This window comes from Methylobacterium sp. E-005 (assembly GCF_022829725.1).
Taxonomy (GTDB): domain Bacteria; phylum Pseudomonadota; class Alphaproteobacteria; order Rhizobiales; family Beijerinckiaceae; genus Methylobacterium.
This window is the reverse complement of the sequence record NZ_JAKSYG010000043.1, coordinates 1-25,003: the sequence shown is the minus strand read 5'-3', so window position 1 is coordinate 25,003 and position 25,003 is coordinate 1. Positions and strand designations below refer to the sequence as shown.

At 65.3% G+C, this 25,003-nt stretch carries 20 protein-coding genes and 3 pseudogenes; 15 read left to right on the top strand and 8 right to left on the bottom strand.

Annotation, left to right across the window (positions count from 1 at the left end; translation table 11 throughout):
• Positions 1 to 244: 244 nt before the first annotated feature.
• From MKK88_RS03990 to MKK88_RS03980, 3 genes are read right to left on the bottom strand one after another with little or no spacing between them, the layout of a single operon-like run.
• Positions 245 to 2,761, bottom strand: a complete 2,517-nt coding sequence (locus MKK88_RS03990; protein ID WP_243997306.1) for a CheR family methyltransferase — start codon at positions 2,759 to 2,761, stop codon at positions 245 to 247.
• 54 nt (positions 2,762 to 2,815) lie between these two features.
• Complete coding sequence (locus MKK88_RS03985) at positions 2,816 to 3,100, bottom strand: hypothetical protein (protein ID WP_243997305.1); 285 nt, start codon at positions 3,098 to 3,100, stop codon at positions 2,816 to 2,818.
• Between the two features lie 36 nt (positions 3,101 to 3,136).
• Positions 3,137 to 3,478: a hypothetical protein gene (locus tag MKK88_RS03980; RefSeq protein WP_243997304.1), complete on the bottom strand. Its 342-nt coding sequence runs from the start codon at positions 3,476 to 3,478 to the stop codon at positions 3,137 to 3,139.
• Positions 3,479 to 4,058: 580 nt separating this feature from the next.
• On the opposite strand from MKK88_RS03980, the gene MKK88_RS03975 reads away from it, so the two are divergent.
• Positions 4,059 to 4,841, top strand: a complete 783-nt coding sequence (locus tag MKK88_RS03975) for an alpha/beta fold hydrolase (RefSeq protein WP_243997303.1) — start codon at positions 4,059 to 4,061, stop codon at positions 4,839 to 4,841.
• A gap of 466 nt (positions 4,842 to 5,307) precedes the next feature.
• Here the strand turns inward: MKK88_RS03975 and MKK88_RS03970 are convergent, their stop codons facing one another.
• Together MKK88_RS03970 and MKK88_RS03965 are read right to left on the bottom strand one after the other, a co-directional pair.
• Positions 5,308 to 8,457: an EAL domain-containing protein gene (locus MKK88_RS03970; protein ID WP_243997302.1), complete on the bottom strand. Its 3,150-nt coding sequence runs from the start codon at positions 8,455 to 8,457 to the stop codon at positions 5,308 to 5,310.
• A 202-nt stretch (positions 8,458 to 8,659) separates the two neighbouring features.
• Positions 8,660 to 8,974: pseudogene (locus MKK88_RS03965) on the bottom strand (HU family DNA-binding protein); the annotation flags it as partial.
• Between the two features lie 123 nt (positions 8,975 to 9,097).
• Here MKK88_RS03965 and MKK88_RS03960 point away from each other — a divergent pair.
• Positions 9,098 to 9,340 (top strand): annotated as a pseudogene (locus MKK88_RS03960) (EAL domain-containing protein); the annotation flags it as partial.
• Positions 9,341 to 9,890: 550 nt separating this feature from the next.
• Here MKK88_RS03960 and MKK88_RS03955 read toward each other — a convergent pair.
• Positions 9,891 to 10,640 carry a glutaredoxin gene (locus MKK88_RS03955; protein ID WP_243997300.1) on the bottom strand — a complete coding sequence of 250 codons (750 nt, stop codon included), beginning with the start codon at positions 10,638 to 10,640 and terminating at the stop codon, positions 9,891 to 9,893.
• Between the two features lie 139 nt (positions 10,641 to 10,779).
• Between MKK88_RS03955 and cueR the strand changes: the two genes are divergently transcribed.
• Positions 10,780 to 11,253, top strand: a complete 474-nt coding sequence (gene cueR, locus MKK88_RS03950; protein WP_243997299.1) for a Cu(I)-responsive transcriptional regulator — start codon at positions 10,780 to 10,782, stop codon at positions 11,251 to 11,253.
• A 716-nt stretch (positions 11,254 to 11,969) separates the two neighbouring features.
• Complete coding sequence (locus MKK88_RS03945; RefSeq protein ID WP_243997298.1) at positions 11,970 to 12,470, top strand: DUF305 domain-containing protein; 501 nt, start codon at positions 11,970 to 11,972, stop codon at positions 12,468 to 12,470.
• Positions 12,471 to 12,888: 418 nt separating this feature from the next.
• On the opposite strand, the gene MKK88_RS03940 is transcribed toward MKK88_RS03945, so the two are convergent.
• Positions 12,889 to 13,794 carry a LysR family transcriptional regulator gene (locus MKK88_RS03940; RefSeq protein WP_243997297.1) on the bottom strand — a complete coding sequence of 302 codons (906 nt, stop codon included), beginning with the start codon at positions 13,792 to 13,794 and terminating at the stop codon, positions 12,889 to 12,891.
• Positions 13,795 to 13,902: 108 nt separating this feature from the next.
• Here MKK88_RS03940 and MKK88_RS03935 point away from each other — a divergent pair, with 108 nt between their 5' ends.
• From MKK88_RS03935 to MKK88_RS03900, 8 genes are read left to right on the top strand one after another with little or no spacing between them, the layout of a single operon-like run.
• Positions 13,903 to 14,307, top strand: a complete 405-nt coding sequence (locus MKK88_RS03935) for a cupin domain-containing protein (protein WP_243997296.1) — start codon at positions 13,903 to 13,905, stop codon at positions 14,305 to 14,307.
• Positions 14,308 to 14,342: 35 nt separating this feature from the next.
• Positions 14,343 to 15,101, top strand: coding sequence for an SDR family NAD(P)-dependent oxidoreductase (locus tag MKK88_RS03930; protein WP_243997295.1), 759 nt, complete (start codon positions 14,343 to 14,345; stop codon positions 15,099 to 15,101).
• A 19-nt stretch (positions 15,102 to 15,120) separates the two neighbouring features.
• Complete coding sequence (locus MKK88_RS03925) at positions 15,121 to 15,636, top strand: cupin domain-containing protein (protein ID WP_313902296.1); 516 nt, start codon at positions 15,121 to 15,123, stop codon at positions 15,634 to 15,636.
• Between the two features lie 49 nt (positions 15,637 to 15,685).
• Positions 15,686 to 16,237, top strand: a complete 552-nt coding sequence (locus MKK88_RS03920; RefSeq protein WP_243997294.1) for an isochorismatase family protein — start codon at positions 15,686 to 15,688, stop codon at positions 16,235 to 16,237.
• Positions 16,238 to 16,259: 22 nt separating this feature from the next.
• Entirely contained in the window at positions 16,260 to 16,895 is a 636-nt protein-coding gene (gene paoA / locus MKK88_RS03915) for an aldehyde dehydrogenase iron-sulfur subunit PaoA (RefSeq protein WP_243997293.1), read from the top strand.
• On the top strand, positions 16,892 to 17,842 hold the full coding sequence (locus MKK88_RS03910; protein WP_243997292.1) for an FAD binding domain-containing protein: 951 nt from the start codon (positions 16,892 to 16,894) through the stop codon (positions 17,840 to 17,842). The genes paoA and MKK88_RS03910 overlap by 4 nt, the downstream gene beginning before the upstream one ends.
• A gap of 3 nt (positions 17,843 to 17,845) precedes the next feature.
• On the top strand, positions 17,846 to 20,056 hold the full coding sequence (paoC, locus tag MKK88_RS03905) for an aldehyde oxidoreductase molybdenum-binding subunit PaoC (RefSeq protein ID WP_243997291.1): 2,211 nt from the start codon (positions 17,846 to 17,848) through the stop codon (positions 20,054 to 20,056).
• 35 nt (positions 20,057 to 20,091) lie between these two features.
• The gene (locus MKK88_RS03900) at positions 20,092 to 22,500 is read left to right on the top strand and encodes a membrane-bound PQQ-dependent dehydrogenase, glucose/quinate/shikimate family (protein ID WP_243997290.1); all 2,409 of its coding nucleotides are present in this window, start codon (positions 20,092 to 20,094) and stop codon (positions 22,498 to 22,500) included.
• Positions 22,501 to 22,595: 95 nt separating this feature from the next.
• On the opposite strand, the gene MKK88_RS03895 is transcribed toward MKK88_RS03900, so the two are convergent.
• Positions 22,596 to 23,180, bottom strand: a complete 585-nt coding sequence (locus tag MKK88_RS03895; protein ID WP_243997289.1) for a VOC family protein — start codon at positions 23,178 to 23,180, stop codon at positions 22,596 to 22,598.
• Positions 23,181 to 23,423: 243 nt separating this feature from the next.
• Between MKK88_RS03895 and MKK88_RS03890 the strand changes: the two genes are divergently transcribed.
• The 3 genes and pseudogenes from MKK88_RS03890 to MKK88_RS34210 all read left to right on the top strand — a co-directional run.
• Positions 23,424 to 24,059, top strand: a complete 636-nt coding sequence (locus tag MKK88_RS03890) for a recombinase family protein (protein ID WP_243997288.1) — start codon at positions 23,424 to 23,426, stop codon at positions 24,057 to 24,059.
• Positions 24,059 to 24,528, top strand: a pseudogene (locus MKK88_RS34215) (hypothetical protein). The gene MKK88_RS03890 and the pseudogene MKK88_RS34215 overlap by 1 nt, the downstream one beginning before the upstream one ends.
• An 80-nt stretch (positions 24,529 to 24,608) precedes the next feature.
• On the top strand, positions 24,609 to 25,003 hold a 395-nt coding region (locus MKK88_RS34210), incomplete at its 3' end, for a TspO/MBR family protein (RefSeq protein WP_409566614.1).

Here is a 25,003-nt window from a genome sequence, read left to right as displayed (position 1 = left end):
GTCGAGCGAGAACTCGTAGAACAGGGCACCCTGCTCGACTTGCCGAGGTCCCATCATCTGCTTCGATCTCCGTCTCTCGACAGGAGTGAATCACCTCATCACAACCGCTGCAACACCCGAGTTTTTCAACAGAATCGACCCCCTGCGGAAGCGGGGAACGTCTGTTCGCGGATCGCCCGGTGAAACAACGATCGGAGGCTGGAACGAGTAGACAGAAACTAGTCGTCGAAAGCTAGTTCGACCGCTATACGGTTTCGTCCGGGACACGGACGAAATTGGCGATGACGCCGGACATCTCGCCGTCGATCCGCGACGGCGTTAGCCGGGCGCGGTAGCGGTTGCCGTCCGTCCCGTCGAGCAGCCGATCCGTCGTACAGTTACCGGCTATTACCGTTTGGGCATCCTCGCTCAACCACGACAGGGAGAACGGCGCGGCGAAGTTGCTCAACAGCCGCCCGCGGTCCTGTCCCTGGACGCCGAAGATACTGGCCGCAGCATCCGTGAGCGTCCGGATGCGCAGGTCCTTAGCGAGGAACACGCTGGCGATCTCCGTGCTGGCGAACAGGGCCGCCTGTTCGGCCGCGAGCTGGTCCAGCGCCTGGATCTTCGACGACAGCTCGTTGTTGACCGTATGCAGTTCCTCGTTGATCGACTGGACCTCCTCCTTCGAGGCCTCCAGTTCCTCGTTGCCGGACTGCATCTCTTCGTTGACCGAGTACAGCTCCTCGTTCGAGGATGTCACCTCCTCAAGCGAGGTCTCGTACTCCTCGACGATCGCCTGGAGCCGGTCGCGCGTCAGCGACAGTTCACGCTCCAACCGTCGCACCGTCTCATCCCGCCCGATCTCGGCCTGCGTCGATGACGCCTCGCGGTTCGCGGCCGGCGCGGTCTCCGTGAACACCACAAGGAACAGCGGCTCTGTTCCGGAACGCGGCTCCATCGGACTGACGGTCAGCGCGAGGGGCTGACGCAGCCCGCTCGCCAGATTGATCTCTAGCCCCGTGCGCTCGACCACCGTGTTCGTCTCGATCGCCTCGCGCAGGGCCGTGCGCAGCTCCAGCCGCAACCCCTTTGCCACCAGCGCCGCCAGTTCGTGGGTCGGCTGACCCGGCGCGACGCCTAGCACGGTGTCGATGCGCGCGGAGTAGTGCACGGCCTCACCCACTCGCGTCACCACGGCGTGCGGCGGGGCGAACTTGGCTAGCACCTCGGCATCGACGAGGTGGCGTAGGTTGGCGTGTGCCAGCCCTCCCTGCGGTTTTGGCCGGGCACCTGGGACGAGGTCGGCCCAGGCGTCACCGCTCATCGACGGCAGTCGCACAGGGCGAACGGTATTCGTCGCCTGGAAGATGCGGTGCCACTTGTCCACGATGGCGAACAGATCCTCGAACCGGGTGACGTTCTCGGCCATCCCGATGAACAGGTAGCCGTCCGGGCGCAGCGCGTAGTGCAGCGTCGGCAGGATGCGCTCCTGGGCATCGAGCCTGAGGTAGATCAGCAGGTTGCGGCAGGAGATGAGGTCGATGCGCGAGAACGGAGGATCGAGCAGGACGCTGTGTGGCGCGAAGGTGCACAGATCGCGCACCGCCTTGCCGATCACCACGCTGTCGCCCTCAGCAACGAAGTAGCGCGCGATCCGCTCGGATGAGACGGTGTCGAGGTAGGCACGCGGGTAGCGGCCGATCCGCGCGACGGTGAGCGATCGTTCGTCGATGTCGGTGGCGAAGATTTGGACCCGCGGTGGCGCCGGCAGCGTGGCCATGTGCTCCAGCAGCAGGATGGCGATCGTGTACACCTCCTCGCCGGTCGAGCAGGCCGGGACCCAGACGCGGACGGTCTCCTCGGCGGCGCGCGCCTCAAACAGCTTCGGGATCACCAGCTTGGCCAGTGCGTCGAAGGCGTCGGCATCCCGGAAGAACTTGGTCAGGCCGATCAGCAGGTCACGGAACAGCGCCGCCGCCTCGGCCGCGTCCGTGCGCAGGCGCGCGAGGTAGTCGTCCGGCCCGTCATGGCCGCCTACCACGATCCGCCGGGCCAACCGTCGCCGAAAGGTCGTGGGCTTGTAGCCCGAGAAGTCGTGCCCAACCTGCCGTCGCAGGATCGTGTGGATCTCGGCGAGCACATCTTCGGCGACCGCGACCCCGTTCGGATCGTCGTTCAAGGCCGGCTCGGCCTGTTTTCGCCCGGAGTGGTGGGCGACGATGAGCGCGCCCACCTCCTCAGCCGCAGCATGGTGGTCGACGTACCCGGTCCGGAGCGCACTGAACGGCATGTCGGGCGTCTCCGGTCCATCCTCATCCGGGGCCTGCGCGAACGTGAGACCGCCACGCTCCTTGATCGCCTTGACCCCGATCGCGCCATCGCTGTCGCCGCCCGAGAGGATCACCGCCACGGCGCGCTCACCCTGATCGAGTGCCAGGGCCGTCAGGAAGACGTCTATGGGTTTGGTCTCGCGCAGGCCCGGGTCCAACGGGCTCACGGTCAGACGCCCCTGGCTGATACCGAACTGCACGCCCGGGGGCATGACGTAGACGCGATCGGGCTGCACGACCGCCGCGTCTGCGGCCACGTCCACCGGCAGGTTCGTGAACCGCGCCAGCACCTCGGGCAGCAGGCTTTCGCGGTCCCGGCTAAGATGCGTGACCACGACGATGGCGGCGCCGAACGGCTGGGGCAGCCCCTCGAAGAAACCCCGCATGGCCTCGATCCCGCCCGCGGAGGAGCCGACGCCGACGATCGGGAAGGGTTCGGGCGCCATCATCCTGTTCACTCTAGACTTGGACCGAACGATCCGGCGACGGGGAAGGTCCGGAGATCAATCGTCCGGCGCGAGATCGATCGACGGACTGTCGCGCACCAGTTCCTGGGTGATGAACGAGACGCAGCGTGCGCGTGCCTGGGAGCTTTTCAACCGCAGGAAGAGGCGCATCACCGCCAAAGCCTGCGCCAGTTCCTCGGCGGTGGCTGCCGCCCCCGTTCCTTCCGAGGTTGGTGAAGGCTCAGGCGCGAAGAAACTGGCGGCGGGCACGTCCAGGATGCGGGCGATACGCCCCAGGGTGTTGCCCGTCTCATGGTTCTCGGCATCGTCGTCGTCGTCCATGGTAGCACCTCCGCCGACGCCTTCCGTCCAACCTGATCAGTGCATGACGACCCCAGCGGTGCGCGGATCGAGCCCCATCGCGATACGCCGACCGACATGGTTGAGGACGCGACCGAGAAGCGCACGGGTCTGCGGTGCGCCATCGGCCTCGGCGAGTTCGTAGGCCTGGATCAGGCACTCGACCAACGCCTTTGACGGATCGGAATGGTCGGTCCCTGCCGCCCCTACGTATTCCGACCGGGTCATGGCCTGCGTTTGCCGACGCGAACGTTCGACGAGATCGCGAGAGATCTGTAGCGCCTTTCGCGTTTCCTCGGCGGCCGCCCGCAACTCTCGGGCAGTCGTCAGGTTTCGATCTGCGAAATCAGCCTTGGCCATTGTCGTGTTCTCTTACAGGCTGCGATCCACAGTAGCATGAGCTGCGCGCTCTGTCCCGTTCAGGTTGTTGCGCGTCTGCCGGCGCTCTTTGAGGTGGGTGGTCTGGTCTTGGAGCGGACTGCTCCTCCTGCCTCCGAGGCACGGTCCCCGATTTTTCCCGTTGAACACCCGCTCTCGGACCGAAGGCTAATGTCCGGGTGCCACCTTAAGCCGACTTTGCCGGACGGCCGACGAATGACCGCTATGGGGAAGTGCCGAATGCGGCCCAGACGGCCGAGGTGGGTCGAAAGCGGCTGTGGAAGCCGGTTCGGAAAAGGCCATCCATGACGAACCGGCAGCGCCGGTTCCCATCTCCATACCCAAACCGAACCACACTGATCGGCTGGTATGGGTGGATTTCCGCCTCTCCGCCTCCGAGCAACAGATGATCAGAGCGGACATCGCGTTCCCGCTCGCTCACGATCCATTCGTAATGCGATCGTCATGAGATAGAATGTCTAGCTTTTTGCGTAACCCCTTCGCGCGATCGGGCGAATGAGGCGTGGTCGGAAGATGCCGTCCACGTTCGAGATAGTAGCTCATGATCACACGCCGAGACTTAAATCGCACGCTCACAGCAAGTGCTACGATAGCCTTGCTACCGCGAACGGCGACCGCCCAAGATTTGCCACGGGCGCGCAACGTCGTGCTCGCACATGGGCTCTTCGCGGATGGGTCGTGCTGGTCCGAAGTGATTCCACACCTGCAAGCGGTCGGGCTCAACGTCACCTCCATGCAGAACCCCCTGACCACCTTGGACGAGGCGGTCGCCGCCGCTCGGCACGTTCTGGCCCGCCAGGAGGGGTCGACCGTGCTGGTCTGGCACTCGTTCTCTGGGATGATTGTGAGCGAGGTAGGAGCGGACCCGAAGGTCTCGGCGCTCGTCTACGTCGCGGCCCGTGCCCCGGACGCTGGCGAGGACTACCCTGCCTTGGCCAAGACCTACCCGACGCCGCCCGCCACAGCCGGGATCGTGTTCGACGGGGATGAGGGGCGCCTAAGCGAGGAAGCGTTCCTAAAGGATTTTGCGAACGGTGTGCCAGCGCAGCAGGCTAAGGTGCTCTTTGCGGTCCAGGAGCCGTTCCACAAAGCCTTGCTGTCGGGCAAGACAACCCAGGCCGCATGGCGGTCGAAACCGAGCTTCTATGCTGTGTCGGTTGATGACCGGACAATCAACTCGGACCTGGAACGGTTTATGGCAAAGCGGATGAAGGCGAAGACGGTCGAGTTGCAAGCAGGCCATCTGTCCATGATCTCACACCCGAAGGCGATCGCGGGCCTGATCCTGGAGGCTGCTGGCCAGCCGAACGGCCGTCGCGGCTAACTCCGGCTTGCTGGTGGAAGGCGCAGCGGACATTTCAGCCGCTTCGTCCACACCAAAGATTCTCCTATAAGCCGACCCTGAACCGCGGCCGGCTTATGGCTGCTTTTGGAAAGCTCGCGTTCTCGCATGGGTGGCCGTATCGAATCGCAACCGGACAGCACCGCACACCTGAGTTAGTGCTGCTAACAGCATCCGAACAGCATGGTGGAGGCCTCGGACCAGCCTGTCGTCGGCGCCCTTGTCTAACTCGGACACCCGCTGAGAATAGCATCCTTATCAGCGCGTCTGAGGGCTCTTCCAGGCCATTTTTTAACGGGGAATAGCGGCGGCCACGGCCTGCCCGCGCAGCTCTGCCCACTCCCTTGATAATCCAGGGCATTTACCGGGCGACCCGAGCCAGCCGAGAGAAGCAGCTGTCCAAGCTGGACACCCGGGCGGACCGGTCAAAACCTGACATTCGCGGGCTTCACGCAACCTTCGGTGTCCGGCTGGTCGCACATGCCGGTGACAGCAATGCAGAAGCCTTTCGCCGACGCTTAGGTGGCGAGTTCGAAGGTGCGGGACTGGCTGAAACCGAGCCTACTTGCGAAGCCAAGACGTACGCCAACGCGTCCTGTGGTGGTAGCGGCCGGCTGAATAGGAAGCCCTGCACCTGCGTACAGCCTTCCCGGCAGACAAGCTCAAGCTGCTCGGCAGTCTCGACACCTTCGGCAACGATGCCCATGCCCAGCCGCTCGCCGATGTTGACGACCGCCCGCACGATCGCCGCCGCATCCGGGTCGGTGATGTCGCGAATGAAGGATCGGTCGATCTTGATCTTGTCGAAGGGGAAGCGCCGCAGGTAACCCAAGGACGAGTAACCGGTACCGAAATCGTCGAGCGCGATGACGATGCCGAGCGCGCGTAGCCGGTGCAGACACGCGATCACGGCGTCACCATCCTGCATCAACACACTCTCGGTAACCTCCAGCTTCAGTCGGTGAGCGGGCAATCCCGTTTCCGCTAGAGCGACGAGCACGGCCTCCTCCAGCTCACTGCGGAACTGTACGGCCGACACGTTGACGCCGACCCGCAGCGGTTCAGGCCAGCTCAGCGCCTCGCGGCAGGCTTCCCGCAGTGCCCAGGCGCCCAGCGGTACGATCAGCCCATTCTCTTCCGCCAACGGGATGAACTCACCCGGCGAGATCTCACCGCGAGCTGGATGGGACCAGCGCATCAGCGCCTCCAGGCTGACAACATTACCGGTCGTCGCGTCTACGACCGGTTGGTACACCAGGCGGAACTCACCGCGCCGGATCGCATCCTTCATGTCCAACCCAAGCTGCCCGCGCATGGCAATGCGGGCTCCAACGTCCGGGCAGAATATACGGTACGTGTTGCGACCGCCGGCCTTGGCTTCGTAGAGGGCCATGTCGGCGCGCTTGAACAGCTCGTCCGCATCGCCGTCGTTCTCTAAGGCGACCGTAATGCCGACACTGACGCCGACCTCGACCGCTTGGCCGTCGAGGATGATCGGCTCACCCACAGCTGCAATCAGCCGCTCGGCAAGGGAAGAAGCCGCAGGCTGTTCGTCGAGATAGGTGAGAACGATCGCGAACTCGTCCCCGCCGAGGCGGGCAACGGTATCGTAGGGTCGCAGCACCGACTGCATCCGCTCGGCTACAACGCGCAAGAGAACGTCGCCAGCCGGATGACCGAGACTATCGTTGATCGCCTTGAACCGATCGAGGTCACAAGTGAGGACGGCAAAGGGGCTGTGCGTATGCGCAGCATGCGCGATAGCTTGGTCGAGGCGGTCGCGGAACAGAGCTCGATTGGGCAGACCCGTGAGCGTATCGTGCAGGGCCATATGGCGGATCCGCTCTTCCGCTTCTCGGCGAGCCGTCACATCGCGAAGCACGGCGACATAGCCATTTGGCTGAGTTTTATGCTCATCGTATAGCAGGCTAGCAGACGTCTCGATCCAGATATAACTACCGTCTTTGTGCCGATGCCTAATACAGAAAGTTGGCCGTCTGTTTTCGCCGCTTAATAGCTGGGACCAATTCTCATTAAATACATCAATATCATCTGAGTGGATCATATTTATTGGACTTGTTCCAATTAATTCTTTTGGTTCATAGCCAAGAACTTCAATTGAGGCGGCAGAAACATAAGTACGACTGATGTTTAGGCTGCCTAAAATGAGGACATCGCTCGCGTTTGCTGCGAGAAGGCGGAAGCGTCTCTCGCTTTCCTGTTCCGAGGCTTCAGCGGCGCGGTACGCGGTCATGTCGGTGAAGGTGCGCACCATACCTCCTCCAGGCAGCGGGAGCGTGCGAACCTGGAGCACCGTGCCATTTGGGCGGGTGCGCTCGTAGTCTGGGACACAACCCTCAGGATCGCCGTGTTCCAACCAATGCCTCAGATGATCCGGCAAGTGACTGAACTCGCCTTGATCTCGCTGATAGATGCGGACACGATCGAACGGCATCCCATCCTGGAGCAGCTCCTCAGGTATCCCAAGCAGCTTGGCAACGCGACGATTACAGACTCGCACGCGATCATCCGCGTCGGTCATAATCAAACCCTGATCCATATGCTCCAGCGTCATTCCCAGGAGCGCTTCTGAAGCATGGAGTCGGTCCTCAGAACGCATTAGGTCCGTCACGTCGAGGGTGATACCGCTCGCCGTCACTGCGCCGCTCGTTGCATCCCGCGTTGTACGCCCGTGGACTACGACGTCCCGTACTTCACCATCCGGCCGCAAGATGCGACCGCGCCGGATGAACCCACCCGCTGGCCCGTCTGCTTTGTCATCAGCTTGGGGTATGGCTTTCCGGATCTCCTCCCGCTCGCTTGGGTGGTAGCAGGCGATATGCTGCTCTAGGTCTAGGACCCGCTCGGCGAGATCCTCTCGACCGAGCAACTGCGCCATGCCGTTCGACCAGATGACGGTGCCGTGTGCGGGCTGGATCGTCCATCGTCCAAAGCCTGCAGCCTCCTCGGCGAAGCGCTCGACCTCATGCGCTTCCTCCAGCAATGTCTGCTGATGTACGGCCAGTGCCTCGCTCCGATTGCGCCGGTCGATCTCGGCTCGAAGAGACGCGCTGGCTTCCTCGGCCTGCTGCAGTGCCAATTTCGTCTCGTTCTGTGCACGACGCCCGCGCAGGATGGCCTCGACCAGCATGGCGAGATCATGCAATTGCCGCCGTTCATCAGTACCGAAACCCTGACGCGGCGCTGTGTCGGCAATGCAAACGGCGGCACCATCTGCACCGTCCCCAAGAGCAATCGGCACGCCAGCATAGAAGCGTAGAAACGGCTCGCCGATCACCAACGGATTGACGGCAAAACGTGGATCTTCGTGGGTGTCGGGGACGATGAGAGGTTGATACGCCACTCCGAGGATCGTGGCGGCACAGAAGGCTACGGGGCGCGGCGTCGTGAATACCTCCAATCCTTGGTGCGCGAGGATCCTTTGACACTCAGCATCGAGACATGAGACGAAGGCGTAGCGCGTGCCGAAGAGTGCGGTGGCGGTTCGGCAGATGGCATCGAGTTGCGGATCCCCGTGGACATCCGAGGGAATGAGGTCGGAAATCAGTTCGGAAGATACGCTTGGGAGGTTCGGCATCGGCGGCTAGACACAACTCGATCGAGCGCGATTATTCCCACCTGTTATTAATAAATCACTCGCTTAGCGAGCGTTTAGAAACGAATGCGCATTCTAAATGGTAATTGCAACAATTAATAAATTCTTAGCTTTAGATGAATGCCTGAAGCGGAATGCCGTTATTGCCGAGGGCCAAAGGGCTTTCAGGATCAACGCCGCTTTGCTAATTTGACGATAAGTGTGAAGACGCAGACCGCACCAACTGCCGAAGCGCTCGCACAATCACGTCCCGCTTAACTTGGAAGCGCTCCGGGTCCCGATGCGACGGTAGGAGCTGTCGGTCCCGATCGGCGAGCTCGTCGGGCTCTGGCAACAGGTTCGCGCTGCGGTCGGGCCGGCTGGTCTCGCGGGGCAGGCGGGCGCGGGCCTGACTCTCCTTCGTGGCAAACGTGCCGAAGTCGTGCAGCTCCACGCGGTTACTGTCCGCCAGGGCCTCCGTCATCCTGTCGAGGATGCCGTCGACCACCGCCTCGACGTCCTTGGCGTAGAGGTACGGGTTCTGCTACGCGATGAGGGCGACAAGCTCGGACCGGATCAGCCCCCAACACGACCGGTCCGAGCGCGTAGCTGACGAAATCGTCGCGGAACAGGCGAGGTTCGCCACTCGCTGCAGCGTCAGACGACTGTCGCAGGAGTTATCGTGATAGCCGAACGGCTGAACGTCGCGGTGATCGCCGAAGGCGTCGAAACGGAAGCCGAACTGACGAGCTTTCGCTCGCTTGGAATCGACTTGTTTCAAGGCTACCTATCCGCCAAGCCCACGGTGGCGCGCCTGCCGCCAATGCGGTTCTCTGCATCCTATGTCATGCTGGTCGAAGCACTCAGTCAGTCCAACGCTGCCTGAGCGCGCCTGAGAAACCTGAGGCGACGTTGTCCCGACCCCCGCCCCACCGACCGTCATCACGTGAGCATGCCCGCGCAGCACGGCCAGACCTACGACCTCCAGAATGAGCCGGTGCCTGGCCGAGGCGGATTGCCATCGATAGCTCACTCCAGTCGATGGGTTAGAAGAAGTGGTTCTTGGGCCGGAGCGGCATGGGAGAGCACTGTGCCACCGGGAGTGGAGAAAGCGTAGCCGTGGGGTACTCGCTCGTTCGGTCGTGCAAATCTGACGTGCGTGAGCGATCGCGTGGGGCTCTCGCGATCATCTAGGACTTAGGTCATACCAGCCTGTGTGTCGTTTATCCGACCGTTTTCCCGACTCGTACGGCTGCATGCAGCAAGGTCCGAGAAGGGTGGCAATCGGACGTTAGCCCTTCGTCCTGAAGCGGACATTCTGCATCCGACCCATGTCAGCGGCAGGGACCGCAGTCGGTGTCTCCTGAAAGCGGTCATTCCCTGACTGCTCAGACCTTCGGCTTGGGTATTGATCTGTCAATGGATCCTCTTTGCGCTCAATGGTGCGCCACCAACATCCAAACCGCCATGGCGACCATCATCAGGTTCTCGGTTAGCGAGACGAAACCCAGCGGTACCTTGCTCGATCCGCCGACGCAGGCGCACTTGATCTCGCGCTTGTCGACGTAGACCGCCTTGAACACTGAGGCCGCGCCGACCGTGCCGATGAACAAGGCTACGGGGATTGACAGCCAGTTCAGGATGCTCGCCACCATCAGGACGCCGGCCCCGGCTTCAAGGTAGGGATAGGCGTAGGCGTAGCGCACCCAGCGCCGGCCCAGCAGGTCGTAGCCTAGAAACATCGAGGAGAAGGTCTCGACGTCCTGTAGCTTCAGCAGGGCGAGTACGCACATGCTGAAGGCGATGAACCACTCTCCGGCCCGGACTGTCAGGGGGGTGTCGTAAACGGCGACGCTCGCCGCCAGGGCCATCAGCGCCGTCATCGAAAACACCGCGACGACGGGGGTGTACGTCGTCGCGTTCGGGTCGTTGGCGGCCTTGCCAAAATGCCGCTGCAGGTCGTCGAAGCCGCCGATGCGCTTGCCGTTGATGAAGGTTTGGGGTGTGCTCTTGACCCCATGCTCGACCTTGAAGCGATCCGTGTCCTCTCGCGTCGTCAGCCAGTGATCCTCGACCTCGAACCCCTGGCGTTCGAGGAGGTCCTTGGCCTTCAGGCCATAGGGGCAGACGTGCTGCGGCATGACCATGCGGTAGAGGTCGGCCTTACGGTCGGCTGTGAGTTGCATCGGAGCCTCCGTTCGCGATGCGGGACCAGATCGCCGTGTATGCCTCGGGGGCGGGGCAACGAAGCCGACTTGGTCGATTGAGATTGCGGACCGTTGTGAACCTTCCCACTGTGGTAAGGTCAACGGGGATATGGATGCGATGAACATCGGACAGGCGAGCCGGGCCTCGGGGGTCTCGCCCAAGATGATCCGGCATTACGAGAGCATCGGTCTCATGCCCCCGGCACAGAGGCGTGACAGCGGGTATCGCGACTACGGGACCGCCGACTTGCACCGGCTCGGCTTCATCCGGCACGCGCGGGACCTCGGCTTCTCGCTGGACCGCATCCGCGTGCTGCTCGGCCTTTGGGGCGACCCGGGCCGCAGCAACGCCGACGTGAAGGCCATCGCGAACGCGCACGTCGCGGAGCTTGAACTCCGGGCGCGCCAGCTCAACGAGATGGCAGACGCTTTGCGGTCCCTTGCCGACGCGTGCGACGGGGACGGGCGTCCGGACTGCCCGATCATCACCAGCCTGGAGACCGGCATGGCCGTCCCCGCTTGCCATCCGGATACCCCGGAGGGAGCCACTGAACCGCTGATACCGCGCACGAAAGCCGGTGCCGACAGATGAGCTGCCTGGGTCTCGCGCCTCTCGAGCGAGTATTGCTGAAGGTGCCTCATCAGGTTGGTCAGAAGGGCGCCCGAGCCTCGCGCAATGGGTTGGAAGCGGCTGTCAGGATCGTGTCAGAAGAGACCAGCATCAGACCTTATCGCACGAATTGACGCCGAACCGGGCCCACTGTTACGCCAGTGGCAGCCGGAACTGGAAACCTATCAAAGGCTGAGCTTGGGCCTCATCGCGTATCTGTCGAGGATCGTTCTTCTCGCCGTCATACTGACAGCCTGTGGCTCTGTTGCGTCCGTGCAGGCGCACGAGGGACACAACAAATCCCACGCCGCCATGCACGACCATTCGAGGCACCTCGGCATCGCTGCGGGCGGCGTCCCGGCCGCGGCTACGATCAGGGCGAGTTCCACCCACCACGGCTGCCCCGACGGGATGCCCGGTTGCCCGTCCTGCTACGTCGGTGCCGCGTGCTGCTCTCCAGCCATAATCGGCGACGCTACCGGTGTCGTGCGTCCGGATGGTCGTGGTCGCCGGATCACGTTCGCGGAGCCGCCGATCCTGTCTGGGCGTGAGCCCGAGAGGCCAGCCGAGCCTCCGAGACCGTTCGGCGCCTGAGCCGCCGCCCCCGCGGGTCGTCGCGGCGCATCTCCCACCATCCCTGTTCTTCGCCCGCGATCCGCCGTCGAGCGGTCGATGGAGCGTATTCCTTAGGACGTACCATGCGACATCTCGTTGCCGCGGCCACGCTGCTGGCCGCCACCACGGCTGCGTGGGCCCAGCATCAGCATCACGCTCACGACGCAGGACCGAAGCCAGCCGCTGCGCAGACACCAGCCACGCAGGAGTTCGTCGTCGCCCATCACAAGATGATGGCCGCGATGGATCAGCCGTACACGGGCGATCCGGACGCGGACTTCCGCATCCAGATGATCCCGCACCACCAAGGCGCTATCGATATGGCTCGGGTCGCGTTGAGCCGCGCCAAAGACCCGTGGACAGGTCAGCTCGCCGAGGCGATCATCGTCGAGCAGCAGCGCGAGATCTACGACATGCGCGGTTGGTTAGCCCGGCATGGCTACGCCGCACCTTCCGGTGGCGAGCCGGTTCATGTGATCGGTTGGAACTCCTACCGTACCCTGCCGACTAATGATGGGTCTTTGCAGGAAACGCAGGGCCAGTCGTGGACCCCCGGATCGGGACTGGCTCGGCAAGGGCGGTAGTCGCAGATCGGCACGGCGGGCTGGTACAGTCCCGCCGTGATCGGATGCCGACCCTGAAGCCATCCGCCGACGTAACGAGCCAGTCGGAGCAACTTCCGATCAGAGCCATGGGCTCGCGCGGCAGCGACGTCTGCTTCAGGTCATTGCCGCTCGAAAGCGGACCGGCGGAAATCCACCCATCCCATTCATAACCGTCTGCCTCTCGACGACCTGGAAGCAGACCTACCCAGGGCGCGCTAAGTCACGCACGACCGCAGAACGCCGCGCTCCGTAATCTGTCCTTACGCGAACGGCCGCAATGAGCAGGGCGCCGCTGCCCTTCCATTCAAAAGAGAACCCTTTTGACCTAAAACAAGGCCAGCCTAAACGGCTGTTCCTGCTGATAGGCAACGATGCACTGGGTCATCTGTGCAAGATCTTAAGGACGGTATTTGGGATTCCATCGCAGATGTTCTACGATGATTGCGAAGGCCGGGGACGGTTGTCGGCGGCTGGGGTAGTAGAGATGGTGCCCTGAAAACGGCGGGCACCAGTCTTCGAGCGCACGCACCAAGCGCCCGCTGTCGAGATGCGGCTGCACCTGATCCTGGGCCAGGTAGGCCAAGCCGAACCCGTTAAGGGCAGCGTCGATCATCAGGGCGATGCTGTTCAGGATCAGCTGGCCCTCGACCCGCACCCGCAGCTCGCGGCCATCTTTCTCGAACTCCCAGGCGTACATGCCGCCATGCGTCGGCAGCCGGAAGTTGATGCAGCTATGCTGCGTCAGCTCCTGCGGCGTGGGCGGGGGCGGTCGGCGGGCAAAATAATCAGGTGAGCCGACGACGGCCATGCGCAGCTCGGGGCCGATCAGCACCGCGACCATGTCCTTGGCCAGGATGTCGCCGACCCTCACCCCGGCGTCGTACCGCTCGGCGACGATGTCGATCAGGGCGTTGTTGATATCGATCTCGACGGCGATATCGGGGTAGCGTGGCAGCAGCGTCTGCACGGCCGGCCACAACACCATGTTGGCCGCGTGCTCGTCGGCGGAGATGCGAACCGTCCCTGCCGGCTTGTCGCGGAGCTGGCTGAGGGCATCGAGGCCGTTGCGAATATCGTCGAGGCCTGGGCCGACCGCCCGGATCAGGCGCTCGCCGGCTTCCGTCGTAGCGACGCTCCTGGTCGTGCGCGTCAGCAGCCGGACGCCCAGGCGCGCTTCGAGGCCCCGGATGGTCTGGCTCAGGGCCGATTGCGAGACGCCCAGCCTGGCGGCCGCATGTGTGAAGCTCCGCGCCTCAGCGACAGCCAGGAACGCGGCTAGGTCGTTCAGGTTCTCGTCCATCATTCAGAAGCCAAACTTATAACTACATGCAGATTTTAGCAGCTAATCGGTGCGGGCCCGAAGCGCTATTTTTTCCAGCAGAGACGATCAGCCAAAACTGAGGAGGCCTTCATGCAGATCACACGTTGCGGCACGCAACCATCCACCAAGGGGCCGGCCGACTGGTTCACCGGCACCGTGCGGGTCGATCCGCTGTTCGGCCCGCCGGATCCTGCCCGGGTAAACGGCGCCCTCGTCACCTTCGAGCCAGGCGCTCGGACGGCCTGGCATACGCATCCGCTCGGGCAGACGCTCGTCGTCACGGCCGGCTGCGGCTGGGTGCAGCGCGAAGGCGGCTCGGTCGAGGCGATCCGGCCGGGCGACGTGGTCTGGTTTCCTCCTGGCGAGAAGCACTGGCACGGCGCGGCGGCCACGACCGCGATGAGCCATATCGCCATTCAGGAGAAGCTGAACGGCAGCAACGTCGACTGGCTGGAGCATGTTGCCGACGCCGATTATCAGCCTCCTCAGTCCTGATCTCTTATTCCTCAATTAACAAGAAAGATAACATCATGTCCCCGACTTACGATTTCACAGGTCAAGTCGCTCTCGTCACCGGCGCCGGTTCCGGCATCGGCCTCGCCACGGCCAAGGCGTTCGCCGCGGCGGGCGCCGCCGTCGTGCTCGTCGGCGATAAGGCGGAGTCGATCGACAAGGCCACCCGGGAGATCACCGAAGCCGGCCAGAAGGCGCTCGCCGTGGTCTGTAACGTCGCTGATGAGCAGGCCGCGGCAGCGGCGGTCGGGAAGGCCGTCTCGACGTTCGGCCGGCTCGACATGGCCTACAACAACGCCGGCATCCTCGGCCCGATGTGCCCGATGATGGAAGAGACCGCCGAAGGCTTCGATGAGGTCAACGCCGTCAATCTGCGCGGCGTCTGGACCTTCATGAAGCACGAGCTGCTGCAGATGAAGAAGCAGGGCAGCGGCGCGATCGTCAATTGCTCCTCGCTCGGCGGCCTCGTCGGCCTGCCCGGGCGTGCCGCCTACCATGCCACCAAGCACGGCGTGATCGGCCTGACCAAGAGCGCGGCGCTCGACGTCGCCGCCGAGGGCATCCGCGTCAACGCGATCTGCCCGGGCTGCGTCGAGACTCCCATGGGCGACGGAATCGACCCGGCCGCCATGCAGGAGTTTCTGAAGCAGCAGCCGATCGGGCGCATGGGTCGGCCGGAGGAGCTCGCGGCGGCCGTCCTGTGGTTGTGCAGCCCCGCTTCGAGCTTCGTCCTGGGTGTCGCCCTGCCCGTCGACGGCGGCTTCGTCGCCCACTGATCGAAGCGACGACAGGATGATGCGGAGCACGATCATGGCGGTAACGAGCATGCCGGTTCTTCGGCGGCTGGCGGTGTCCTTATTGGCTGCCGCCCTGCTGGGCGGGGGAGCCGTCCTGGCGGCCGACTCCGGACCGGCGATCGAGATTACGCGCAATGGGGCGCATCCTGCACTGCCGGGGCCGGCCGCTCGGTTCACGGGTCGTGCCACCGTTTCCGAACTGCTGGCGGCACATGCGCCGTCACGCATCTCGGTCGGCAGCGTCAGCTTCGAGCCCGGTGCCCGGTCCGCCTGGCACACGCATCCGGCCGGGCAGATCCTGATCGTTACGGCCGGGCTCGGCTGGGTCCAGCAGGAAGGCAGCTCTATCGAGAAGATGCGGCCGGGCGATGTCGTCTGGATACCGCCGGGCGTGAAGCATTGGCATGGCGCCTCGGCCACCAACGGAGTGACGCATCTCGCCATCCAGGAGGCCGTCGACGGTCGCAACGTCGAATGGCTGGAGGCGGTCGGCGATGATCAATACCACCGGTAACCGGCAAGCGTCTCCCGGCTCGGTGCTGTCCGTGACGGATGGCGCGCGCATGAACGCGAACGATGTCCAGTTGCTGTTCGTCCACCTGCAAACGTCGCTCGTGGCCGGCAGTCGGACAGTTTCCGCTGAGGCCCTGGTCAAGGCGGCGACCGCGCTGGCCGAGGTCGGAGCGGTCCTCGGCCTGCCGATGACCTTCGCTGTCGTCCCTGGCCGAGGTGACCTGATCCCCGGCTTGGCCGCGCACGCGACCGGTGCCGACACGTTCCCGCGCCATGCCGCCAGTCCTTTTCTCGACGCCGCGACCGTAGCGGCGCTCGGCACCCATGGTCGGCGCATCCTCGTCGTCGCGGGCTTCGCGACGGAAGTGGCGGTCCTGCATACGAGCCTGGATGGCATGGCGGCGGGGTACGCCGTGCAGGTTCCGGTCGATGCCGTCGGCGGCCTGTCGGGCCGGACCGAACCGGCGGCACTCGGGCAGATCGAACGGGCGGGTGGCGTCCTCACCTCCGTCCACGGCCTCGCCTCCCGACTGGCGCCGGACTTCGCGGCCCAGCCCGGCGCCGACGTCCTCGCCATCCTGCAGGCGCTCCAACCGGCATGAACCTCGAAACGATGGAACCGATATGCGCATTCCAAGGGTGGCCAACATGAGCCGGCGCGACGTGATAGCCGCTGCCACGGCCTGCGCGGCCATGGGAACGCTGCCTGTCCCGGCCGCGGCGCAGCCGGGTGGGACTGAGCGCCCCGTGCTGACGACCGTCGACATGACAGTGAATGGCGAGCGGCGGGTCGTGGAACTCGACACCCGCACCAGCCTGCTCGACGCGGTGCGCGAGCATCTGCACCTGACCGGCGCCAAGAAGGGCTGCGACCACGGTCAATGCGGCGCCTGCACGATGATCGTCGACGGCCGGCGCATCAATTCCTGCCTGACGCTCGCCGTCATGCACCGGGGCTCGACGGTGACCACCATCGAGGGGCTGGGGCAGCCGGACCATCTGCATCCGATGCAGGCCGCCTTCATCGAGCACGACGGCTACCAGTGCGGGTTCTGCACGCCCGGCCAGATCTGCTCGGGCGTGGCCGTCCTGGCCGAGATCAAGGCCGGCATCCCGAGCCACGTCACCGCGGACTTGAACGCCCCGATGGAGGCCAGCGTCGACGAGATCCGCGAGCGCATGAGCGGCAATCTCTGCCGCTGCGGCGCCTACTCGAACATCGTCGAGGCGATGACCGAGATCGCCGGGAGGCCCGCATGAAGTCCTTCACCTACGAACGCCCGGACACGCCGGCCGCAGCGGCCGCTGCGGTCGCGGGCACGCCGAACGCGAAATTCATCGCCGGCGGCACCAACCTGCTCGACCTGATGAAGCTGCAGATCGAGACGCCGGCGCATCTCGTCGACGTCAATGGGCTCGGCCTCGACACGGTGGAACCGACCGGCGAGGGCGGCCTGCGTATCGGCGCCTTGGTGCGCAACACGGACCTCGCTGCCCATCCGCGGGTGCGCAAGGATTACGCCGTCCTCAGTCGGGCGCTGCTCGCCGGGGCCTCGGGTCAGCTGCGCAACAAGGCGACGACGGCGGGCAACCTGCTGCAGCGCACCCGCTGCCCATATTTTTACGATACGGCCCAGGCCTGCAACAAACGCCAGCCGGGCTCCGGCTGCTCGGCCCTCGACGGGGTGAGCCGGTCGCTCGCCGTGATCGGGTCGAGCGAGGCGTGCATCGCCACCCATCCCGGCGACTTGGCCGTGGCCATGCGGGTGCTCGACGCCACCGTCGAGACCGTCGACGGCAAGGGCAACGAGCGCACGATCCCCATGGCGGAGTTCCACCGCCTGCCGGGCGACAAGCCGAACCTCGACACCACCCTGCGGCCCGGCGAGCTGATCACCGCGGTGACCCTGCCCAAGCCCGTGGCCGGCACGCACATCTACCGCAAGGTCCGCGACCGGGCCTCCTACGCCTACGCCCTGGTCTCGGTGGCGGCGATCCTGCGCAAGGACGGGAGTGGGCACGTCGCCTTCGGCGGGGTGGCGCCCAAGCCCTGGCGGGTCGAGGCGGCCGAGGCGGACCTGCAGAAAGGCGCGAAGGCCGTCACCGACAAGGTGTTCTCGGGCGCCAAGCCGACCGAGGACAACGCATTCAAGCTGAAGCTCGCCGAGCGGACCCTCACCGCCGCGCTCACCCAAGCGAGGGCCTGATCCATGAAGTTCGACACCCCGGCGGGCACCAACCCCATCGATCGGCTCGTTGTCGTCGGCAAGGCCACCGATCGCATCGACGGCAAGTACAAGACGACCGGCACGGCACCCTATGCCAGCGACTGGCACGATCCCGCCGCCCGGCTCGCCTACGGCTACGTCCTGGGCGCCGGCATCGCCAAGGGCGGCATCGCGGACATGGATATCGGCCGGGCGAAGGCGTCGCCGGGCGTGCTCGCCGTGGTCACCGCCGGCAACGCGGGCAAAGTCGACCGGGGCGCGTTCTACGTCGCCCGACCCCTGGCCGGGCCGGACGTGGACCATTACCACCAAGTCGTAGCCCTGGTGGTCGCCGAGACCTTCGAGCAGGCGCGCGCCGCCGCCCACCTGATCCACGTCAGCTACGTCGAGGACAAGGGCAAGTTCGACCTCGCGGCGGTCCCAGACAAAGCCCCCGTGCCGAAGCCGGGTGAGTTCGGCGGCCCGACCGAGACCGAGCAGGGCGATTTCGAAGGCGCCTTCGCAGCGGCCCCCGTCGCCCTCGACGAAACCTACACCACGCCCGACCAGACCCATGCGATGATGGAGCCCCATGCGACCGTCGCGGCGTGGGACGACGACCGGCTGACGCTGTGGACCTCGAACCAGCAGCTCAACTGGGGCATCCGCGATCTCGCCAAGACGCTGGGCATCCCCAAGGCGAACATCCGCATGCATTCGCCGTTCATCGGCGGCAGCTTCGGCGGCAAAGGCACCATCCTCGCGGACGCAGTCATGGCCTCGCTCGGCGCCCGCGCCACGGGGCGTCCGGTCAAGGTGGCTCTGTCCCGGCCTCTGATGGCCAACAACACCACGCACCGCCCCGCCACGATCCAGCGTCTGCGCATCGGCGCGACGCGCGACGGCCGGATCACCGCCATCGGCCACGAGAGCTGGTCGGGCAACATCGTTGATGGCAGGCCCGAGGCGGCCACGACCTCGACGCGGATGCTCTATGCCGGGCCCAACCGGATGACGCGGCTGCACCTGGCGCATCTCGACCTGCCGGAGGGCAATGCCATGCGCGCTCCGGGGGAAGCCCCGGGCATGATGGCGCTCGAAATAGCCATGGACGAGATGGCGGAAAGGCTCGGGATCGACCCGGTCGAGTTCCGCGTCGTCAACGACACGCAGGTCGACCCGGGGAACCCGGCGCGACCGTTCTCGAAGCGTCAGCTGGTCGAGTGCCTGCGGACGGGCGCCGCCCGGTTCGGCTGGGACCGGCGCTCGGCGGTGCCCGGCCAGGTACGCGACGGCCGCTGGCTGGTCGGCCTCGGGATGGCCTCGGCCATCCGCGGCGCCCCGGTGATGAAGTCGGCCGCGCGCGTGCGCCTGGAGGGCGACGGCAGGGTCACGGTCGAGACCGACATGACCGATGTCGGCACCGGCTCCTACACTATCATCGCCCAGACTGCGGCTGAGATGACGGGCCTGCCGCTGGACAGGGTCGTGGTGCGCCTCGGGGACTCAGCCTTCCCGGAGTCGCCCGGTTCCGGCGGCCAGTGGGGGGCCGCATCCTCAACGGCGGGCGTCTACGCCGCCTGCGTCAAGCTGCGCGAGGCCGTGGCGACCCGACTCGGGTTCAACTCCGCCGATGCCGTGTTCGAGGACGGCCAGGTGCGGTCGGGCAACCGCACCGTGCCCCTGGCTCAGGCCGCGGCCGAAGGCCCGGTGATCGGCGAGGACGCCATCGAGTTCGGCGACCTGTCGAAGACGTACGCCCTACAGACCTTCGGCGCGCATTTCGTCGAGGTGGGGGTCGACGCCGACACAGGCGAGGTCCGGGTCCGCCGCATGCTCGCCGTCTGCGCGTCGGGTCGCATCCTCAACCCGAAATCCGCCCGCAGCCAGGTCATCGGCGGGATGACCATGGGGGTCGGGGCGGCGCTGATTGAGGAGCTGGCGGTCGATACGAGGCGCGGCTTCTTCGTCAACCACGACCTCGCGACCTACGAGGTGCCGGTCCATGCCGACATCCCGCACCAGGAGGTGATCTTCCTCGACGAGGTCGATCCGGTATCCTCGCCGCTGAAGGCCAAGGGCGTGGGTGAGCTCGGCATCTCGGGGGTCGCTGCGGCGGTCGCCAACGCGATCCACAACGCCACCGGCATCCGCGTGCGCGACTACCCCATCACCCTCGACAAGCTGCTGCCGGACCTGCCTGGCGCGGCATGATCCACAGCCTTCACTTTAGGAAGAACCTGTCCCCGATGATGTCCGACTACACGCGTGGCGTTTCCTCACTCAGTCTCTGGACGCGCTGCCTCTTCGCGGCGCTCCTGGTCCTGATCGGGCTTGCGCTGGTGTTCGGGGGCGCCTGGCTCGCCCTCGACGCTGGCTCTCTCTACTACCTCGTCGCCGGCCTGGCGGTCGTAGCGAGCGGTATTCTCACCTGGCTCGGCGACCGCCGTGGCGCGTGGCTCTACGGCTTGATGCTGGTCGGCACCCTCGCCTGGTCGATCTGGGAGGCCGGCTACGCGCCGTGGCTGCTGGTGCCGCGCCTGGTCGCGCCGTTCGTGCTCGGCCTGGGCTTCCTGCTGCCGCCACTGCGGCGCCTGGACTACCGGACCCCTTCCGCAGGCCTCGTGGCGGGCTGGCCGGCGTTCGCGGGCGGCCTCGTCCTGGCGCTCGCGCTCGGCGCAGGTCTTCATGCAGCAAGCTACACCGCGCCGGCCGACCCGCTGTGGCAGACCGGCGGCGCGGTCCCCGCCCCGGCACCGCTCCCCCACCCGCTGGCGGCTGTCCCCGACGAGGGTTGGCCGTTCTGGGGCAACGACCGCGGCGGTACCCGCTTCAGCCCACTCGCTCAGATTACCCCGCAAAACGTCGGCCAGCTTCAGGTCGCCTGGGAGGCGGATACCGGACCGGCTCCCACGGGCGACAAGACCGGCGGCCTCGCTGTCACCCCGATCATGGTCGGCGACGCGCTCTACGTGTGCAGCGAGTACAACGTCGTCATTTCCTTTGACGCCGAGACGGGCAAGGAACGCTGGCGCCATGCGATGACCGGCAAGGTCGAGTCGGGCAAGCCGTGCCGGGGAGTCTCGCAACACCGCGTGCCGGGCGCGACCGGGCTGTGCGCGGACCGCATCTACGCGGCCAGCCAGGCGCCCGATCTGGTCGCCCTCGATGCTGCGACCGGACAGTCCTGCCCGGGCTTCGGCGATGGCGGCCGGACATCGCTTCTCGCCGGAGTGGGCGAAAAGAACCCCGGACTCTACTACGTGAGTTCGCCGCCGCAGGTCGTGCGCGGCAAGGTGGTGGTAGGAGGCTCGATCCTCGACAACCAGCTCTGGAACTCGCCCTCGGGCGTGATCCGCGCCTATGACGCCGTCACCGGGCAGCTGGCCTGGGCGTTCGACGTCGGCCGGCCGGACCGCTCGACCGCGCCGCCTCCGGGGGAGACCTATACGCTCTCGACGCCGAACTCATGGGCGCCGGCTAGCGCCGACGAGGAGCTGGGGCTGGTCTACATGCCGACCGGCAACGCCCCGCCCGATCTCTACGGCGGCCAGCGGCGGCCCTTCGACGACGCCTATAACAGCGCCGTTGTCGCCATCGACGCCGAGACCGGCAAGGAGCGCTGGCGCTACCGGACGATGAACCACGACCTGTGGGACTACGACGTGCCGGCGCAGCCGACGCTCGTCGACCTGCCCACGCCCGAGGGACCGCGCAAGGCGCTGATCGTCTCGACCAAGCGTGGCGAGACCTTCGTGCTCGACCGCATCACCGGGAAGCCCCTCAAGCCCGTGCGGGACCTGCCCGTGCCGCAGGGTGGCACCGTGCCCGGGGAGAACCTGGCGCCGACGCAACCCTTCTCGATCGGGATGCCGGCCTTCCGTGGTGCGGAGCTGCATGAAGCCGACATGTGGGGCGTGACCCCGATCGACCAGATGATCTGCCGGATCAAGTTCCTGCAGGACCGCTACGAGGGTACGCTGACGCCGGTCGGGACCGAACGGCCGACCATCGTCCAGCCCGGCTATGGCGGCGGGGTGAACTGGGGCAGTGTCTCGGTCGATGTCGACCGCGGGATCATGGTGGCAGCCTGGATGAACCTGCCGACCCAGGCCCGGCTCATCACCCGCGCCGAGGCGACGGCGAAGGGGTTCAAGATCTTCGACGGCAAAGGCCCGGTCCCGGGCTCCGATGCCCCGATGGAGAACACTCCTTATGCCGGCGTGCTCGGACCCTTCCTATCGCCGCTCGGTGCGCCGTGCAGCCCGCCGCCCTGGGGTCTGATGACCGCGGTCGACCTCGCCAGCGGCCGGGTGATCTGGAGCAGGCCATTCGGGACGGCCCGCGATACCGGACCGCTCGGCATCCCCTCGATGCTGCCCTTGCCGATGGGCGTGCCGTTCTCCGGCGGCGCGATCACCACACGCGGCGGACTGGCCTTCATCGGCGCCTCGGTCGAGCAGGCGTTCCGCGCCTATGACGTTACGACCGGTGAGGAGGTCTGGAAGGTGCGCCTGCCGGCCGGCGGCCAGGCGACGCCGATGACTTACCGCTCGCCGAAGAGCGGCCGGCAGTTCGTCGTCATCGCAGCCGGTGGCAAGCCGACGCTGAAGACGAAGCAAGGCACCAAAATCGTGGCTTATGCTCTGCCGAACTAAGCTGCCGGTCATGACCGCCAATGGAAAAACCGGCTGGTGCAAGATTGTGGACTGACACCGAGACCCGGAGATGGTTGAGGGGCTGCAGCTCGGCATCAGGTGCGGTCGGGGGTCCAACGTCGCCGGGACGTATGCTTGGTATAGAGCTGGGTCGAAGGATAAGACACGAACTCGATCAACGCCCCGAACGGTGCCTGGGTGTAGCAGAACTGGTTGCTGGGGCCTTGTTCAAGCGGCGGCAGTTCGTGTGGAGGTGCCAGCACGATCCCGCCCGCGGCGGTGAAGCGCTCCAAAGCGGCTTCCATGTCGGCGGTATAGACGGCGATATGCTGCCAGCCGAGATCGCTGGCCCGCGCCGGCTGGTGCTGATCGGGTGCAGCGATCTCAAACAGCTCGATTCCCGGCCCGTTCTGCACCCTCAGCATGCGGATGGCGCGGATTTCCGAGCCGGGTGTTAGGTTGAGCCTCTGCTCCGTCTCAGGGCCACCCTGGGGTTCGGACCGGCGCTTGAGAGTTTCGTAGATCACCTCGGCGCCGAGCGCCGCCTTTAGGAATGCGGTCGCGGCCTCGATGTCACGGACCGCCAAGCCGACATGGTCGATACCGGAAATTGTAGGCGCTTGGCCCATGGCTGATCCCCACCGCGAGGAAGGCGGCGCCGGATTGAAGGCGGATGCCAATCGACGTTCCGACAGGGCCAACGAAGGCGGGGCTGCTTAGGTTCTCCTTGGTGTGCAACTCCTGCTAACGTTGCGGGATGGAACACGCCCGTTCGTACGCTCCCATAGCAGCCGATCGAGCCGGTTCGATTTGGGTATGCCTCAATCGAACCAGTCGTTAAGTGGTCTGATATAATCAGCTTGACCATTCAAATCGAACTGGTATCATGATACCTATTCTAATCGAACTGATTGGCGGGTTTCATGTTCGTCCGCGCCTATCTGCGCGCTTCTACCTCTGAACAGGACGCGACCCGGGCGCGGGCGCAGCTCGACGCCTTTGCGCATGAACGCGGCCTGGCGATCGCCGCAGCCTATGTCGAGAACGAGAGTGGGGCGACGCTGGCGCGGCCGGAGCTGTTCCGCCTTCTGAAGGATTGCCGGCCGGGGGACGTGCTGCTGATCGAGCAGGTTGATCGGCTGTCCCGTCTCACCTCCGAGGACTGGACGAAGCTACGGGCAGAGATCGACGCCAAGCGCGTGCGCATCGTCGCGCTCGACCTCCCTACCTCTTGGAGCTTGGCGAAGCCGGCCGACGAGTTCACAGGGCGCGTCTTTCAGGCCATCAACGGCATGCTGCTCGACGTCCTCGCGGCCGTCGCCCGCAAGGACTACGACGATCGCCGCCGTCGCCAGGCGCAGGGTCAGGCCCGTGCCAAGGCAGCAGGCCTCTATCGGGGCCGCCAGGAGGATACGAAGCGGAACGAGGGCATCGCGGCCATGCTGAAGGCCGGCTCGCCCTGGAGCCAGATACAGGCCGCCACAGGCTGCAGCCGTTCGACCCTCGCCCGGATCGCTAAGCGAGCCAAGGCCGGTCCTATGCAGAACGCGGATCTCTGATGCCGATCCGTCGTGAGCATCGCTACTTCTACCCAATCGATCGGAAGCAGCTCTCGGCTGTTATCCGCTTCGTGCGGGCGAATGGCCGCTGCGAGGGATGCGGCAGGCCGCACCTACAAGACGTGCAGCACCTCGGTGACGCAGGCCGTACCTACAAGACGTGCAGCACCTAGGTGACGGTCGCTGGTGGGATATCGAGGCCAGTCGCTGGCGTGATGGTCGAGGTCGCTTAGTGCGTCGCGCCCTGCCCCTTCCTGAGGGCATGGAACCGGGACTGGTGAGGGTGACGCGCGTAGTGCTGGCGACGGCACATCGCAACCACGATACAGCCGACAACACGGACGCCAACCTCGCGGCGTTCTGCCAACGGTGCCATATGCTCCACGATCGGCCGGAGCATCAGCGGCGCAGGCGGGTGACCCTTCGTGCCCGTAAGGCGATAGGCGATTTATTCAATGGGACTGGTTGATAGCGGGCCGTGGCCCTTTCCGAACAAAAACTCGTCACCGCGCAGTCGATGCTCTGGGTCGATGCCCGCTCTCATCCCACATGTATGATCGACACCCGTTGAGGAGTACCAGCATGCCATCACACGCCCGAACGGGAGGCTTATCGCCGCTTCAGGCTGCGGCTCTGGCGGTTGGGGCCGTTACGGCTGCTCTGCTCATCGGACGCCGCGCAAGCCCGACGCCTGATCATCCCCGGACGAGGCGCTGGTATCGGCATCTTGCGAAACCGGACTACACACCGCCGTCGCCGGTCTACCCGGTTGCCTGGACGGGCATCCAGGCGTCGCTCGCCTATGGCGGTTATCGACTGCTTCGCGCCGAGAGATCGCCTGAGCGGACGGCGGCTTTGGCGTTCTGGGCCGCGAACCAAGTTGGTATTGCCGGGTGGAGCGAAGTCTTTTTCGGTCAGCGGTCAACGGGATGGGCCACCGTCAC

What these genes read in the sequence shown, in the direction of transcription:
- MKK88_RS03990 (WP_243997306.1), bottom strand. Translation starts at nt 2,761, where the DNA reads ATGATGGCGCCCGAACCCTTCCCGATCGTCGGCGTCGGCTCCTCCGCG.
- MKK88_RS03985 (WP_243997305.1), bottom strand. Translation starts at nt 3,100, where the DNA reads ATGGACGACGACGACGATGCCGAGAACCATGAGACGGGCAACACCCTG.
- MKK88_RS03980 (WP_243997304.1), bottom strand. Translation starts at nt 3,478, where the DNA reads ATGGCCAAGGCTGATTTCGCAGATCGAAACCTGACGACTGCCCGAGAG.
- MKK88_RS03975 (WP_243997303.1), top strand. Translation starts at nt 4,059, where the DNA reads ATGATCACACGCCGAGACTTAAATCGCACGCTCACAGCAAGTGCTACG.
- MKK88_RS03970 (WP_243997302.1), bottom strand. Translation starts at nt 8,457, where the DNA reads ATGCCGAACCTCCCAAGCGTATCTTCCGAACTGATTTCCGACCTCATT.
- MKK88_RS03955 (WP_243997300.1), bottom strand. Translation starts at nt 10,640, where the DNA reads ATGCAACTCACAGCCGACCGTAAGGCCGACCTCTACCGCATGGTCATG.
- cueR (WP_243997299.1), top strand. Translation starts at nt 10,780, where the DNA reads ATGAACATCGGACAGGCGAGCCGGGCCTCGGGGGTCTCGCCCAAGATG.
- MKK88_RS03945 (WP_243997298.1), top strand. Translation starts at nt 11,970, where the DNA reads ATGCGACATCTCGTTGCCGCGGCCACGCTGCTGGCCGCCACCACGGCT.
- MKK88_RS03940 (WP_243997297.1), bottom strand. Translation starts at nt 13,794, where the DNA reads ATGATGGACGAGAACCTGAACGACCTAGCCGCGTTCCTGGCTGTCGCT.
- MKK88_RS03935 (WP_243997296.1), top strand. Translation starts at nt 13,903, where the DNA reads ATGCAGATCACACGTTGCGGCACGCAACCATCCACCAAGGGGCCGGCC.
- MKK88_RS03930 (WP_243997295.1), top strand. Translation starts at nt 14,343, where the DNA reads ATGTCCCCGACTTACGATTTCACAGGTCAAGTCGCTCTCGTCACCGGC.
- MKK88_RS03925 (WP_313902296.1), top strand. Translation starts at nt 15,121, where the DNA reads ATGCGGAGCACGATCATGGCGGTAACGAGCATGCCGGTTCTTCGGCGG.
- MKK88_RS03920 (WP_243997294.1), top strand. Translation starts at nt 15,686, where the DNA reads ATGAACGCGAACGATGTCCAGTTGCTGTTCGTCCACCTGCAAACGTCG.
- paoA (WP_243997293.1), top strand. Translation starts at nt 16,260, where the DNA reads ATGCGCATTCCAAGGGTGGCCAACATGAGCCGGCGCGACGTGATAGCC.
- MKK88_RS03910 (WP_243997292.1), top strand. Translation starts at nt 16,892, where the DNA reads ATGAAGTCCTTCACCTACGAACGCCCGGACACGCCGGCCGCAGCGGCC.
- paoC (WP_243997291.1), top strand. Translation starts at nt 17,846, where the DNA reads ATGAAGTTCGACACCCCGGCGGGCACCAACCCCATCGATCGGCTCGTT.
- MKK88_RS03900 (WP_243997290.1), top strand. Translation starts at nt 20,092, where the DNA reads ATGATGTCCGACTACACGCGTGGCGTTTCCTCACTCAGTCTCTGGACG.
- MKK88_RS03890 (WP_243997288.1), top strand. Translation starts at nt 23,424, where the DNA reads ATGTTCGTCCGCGCCTATCTGCGCGCTTCTACCTCTGAACAGGACGCG.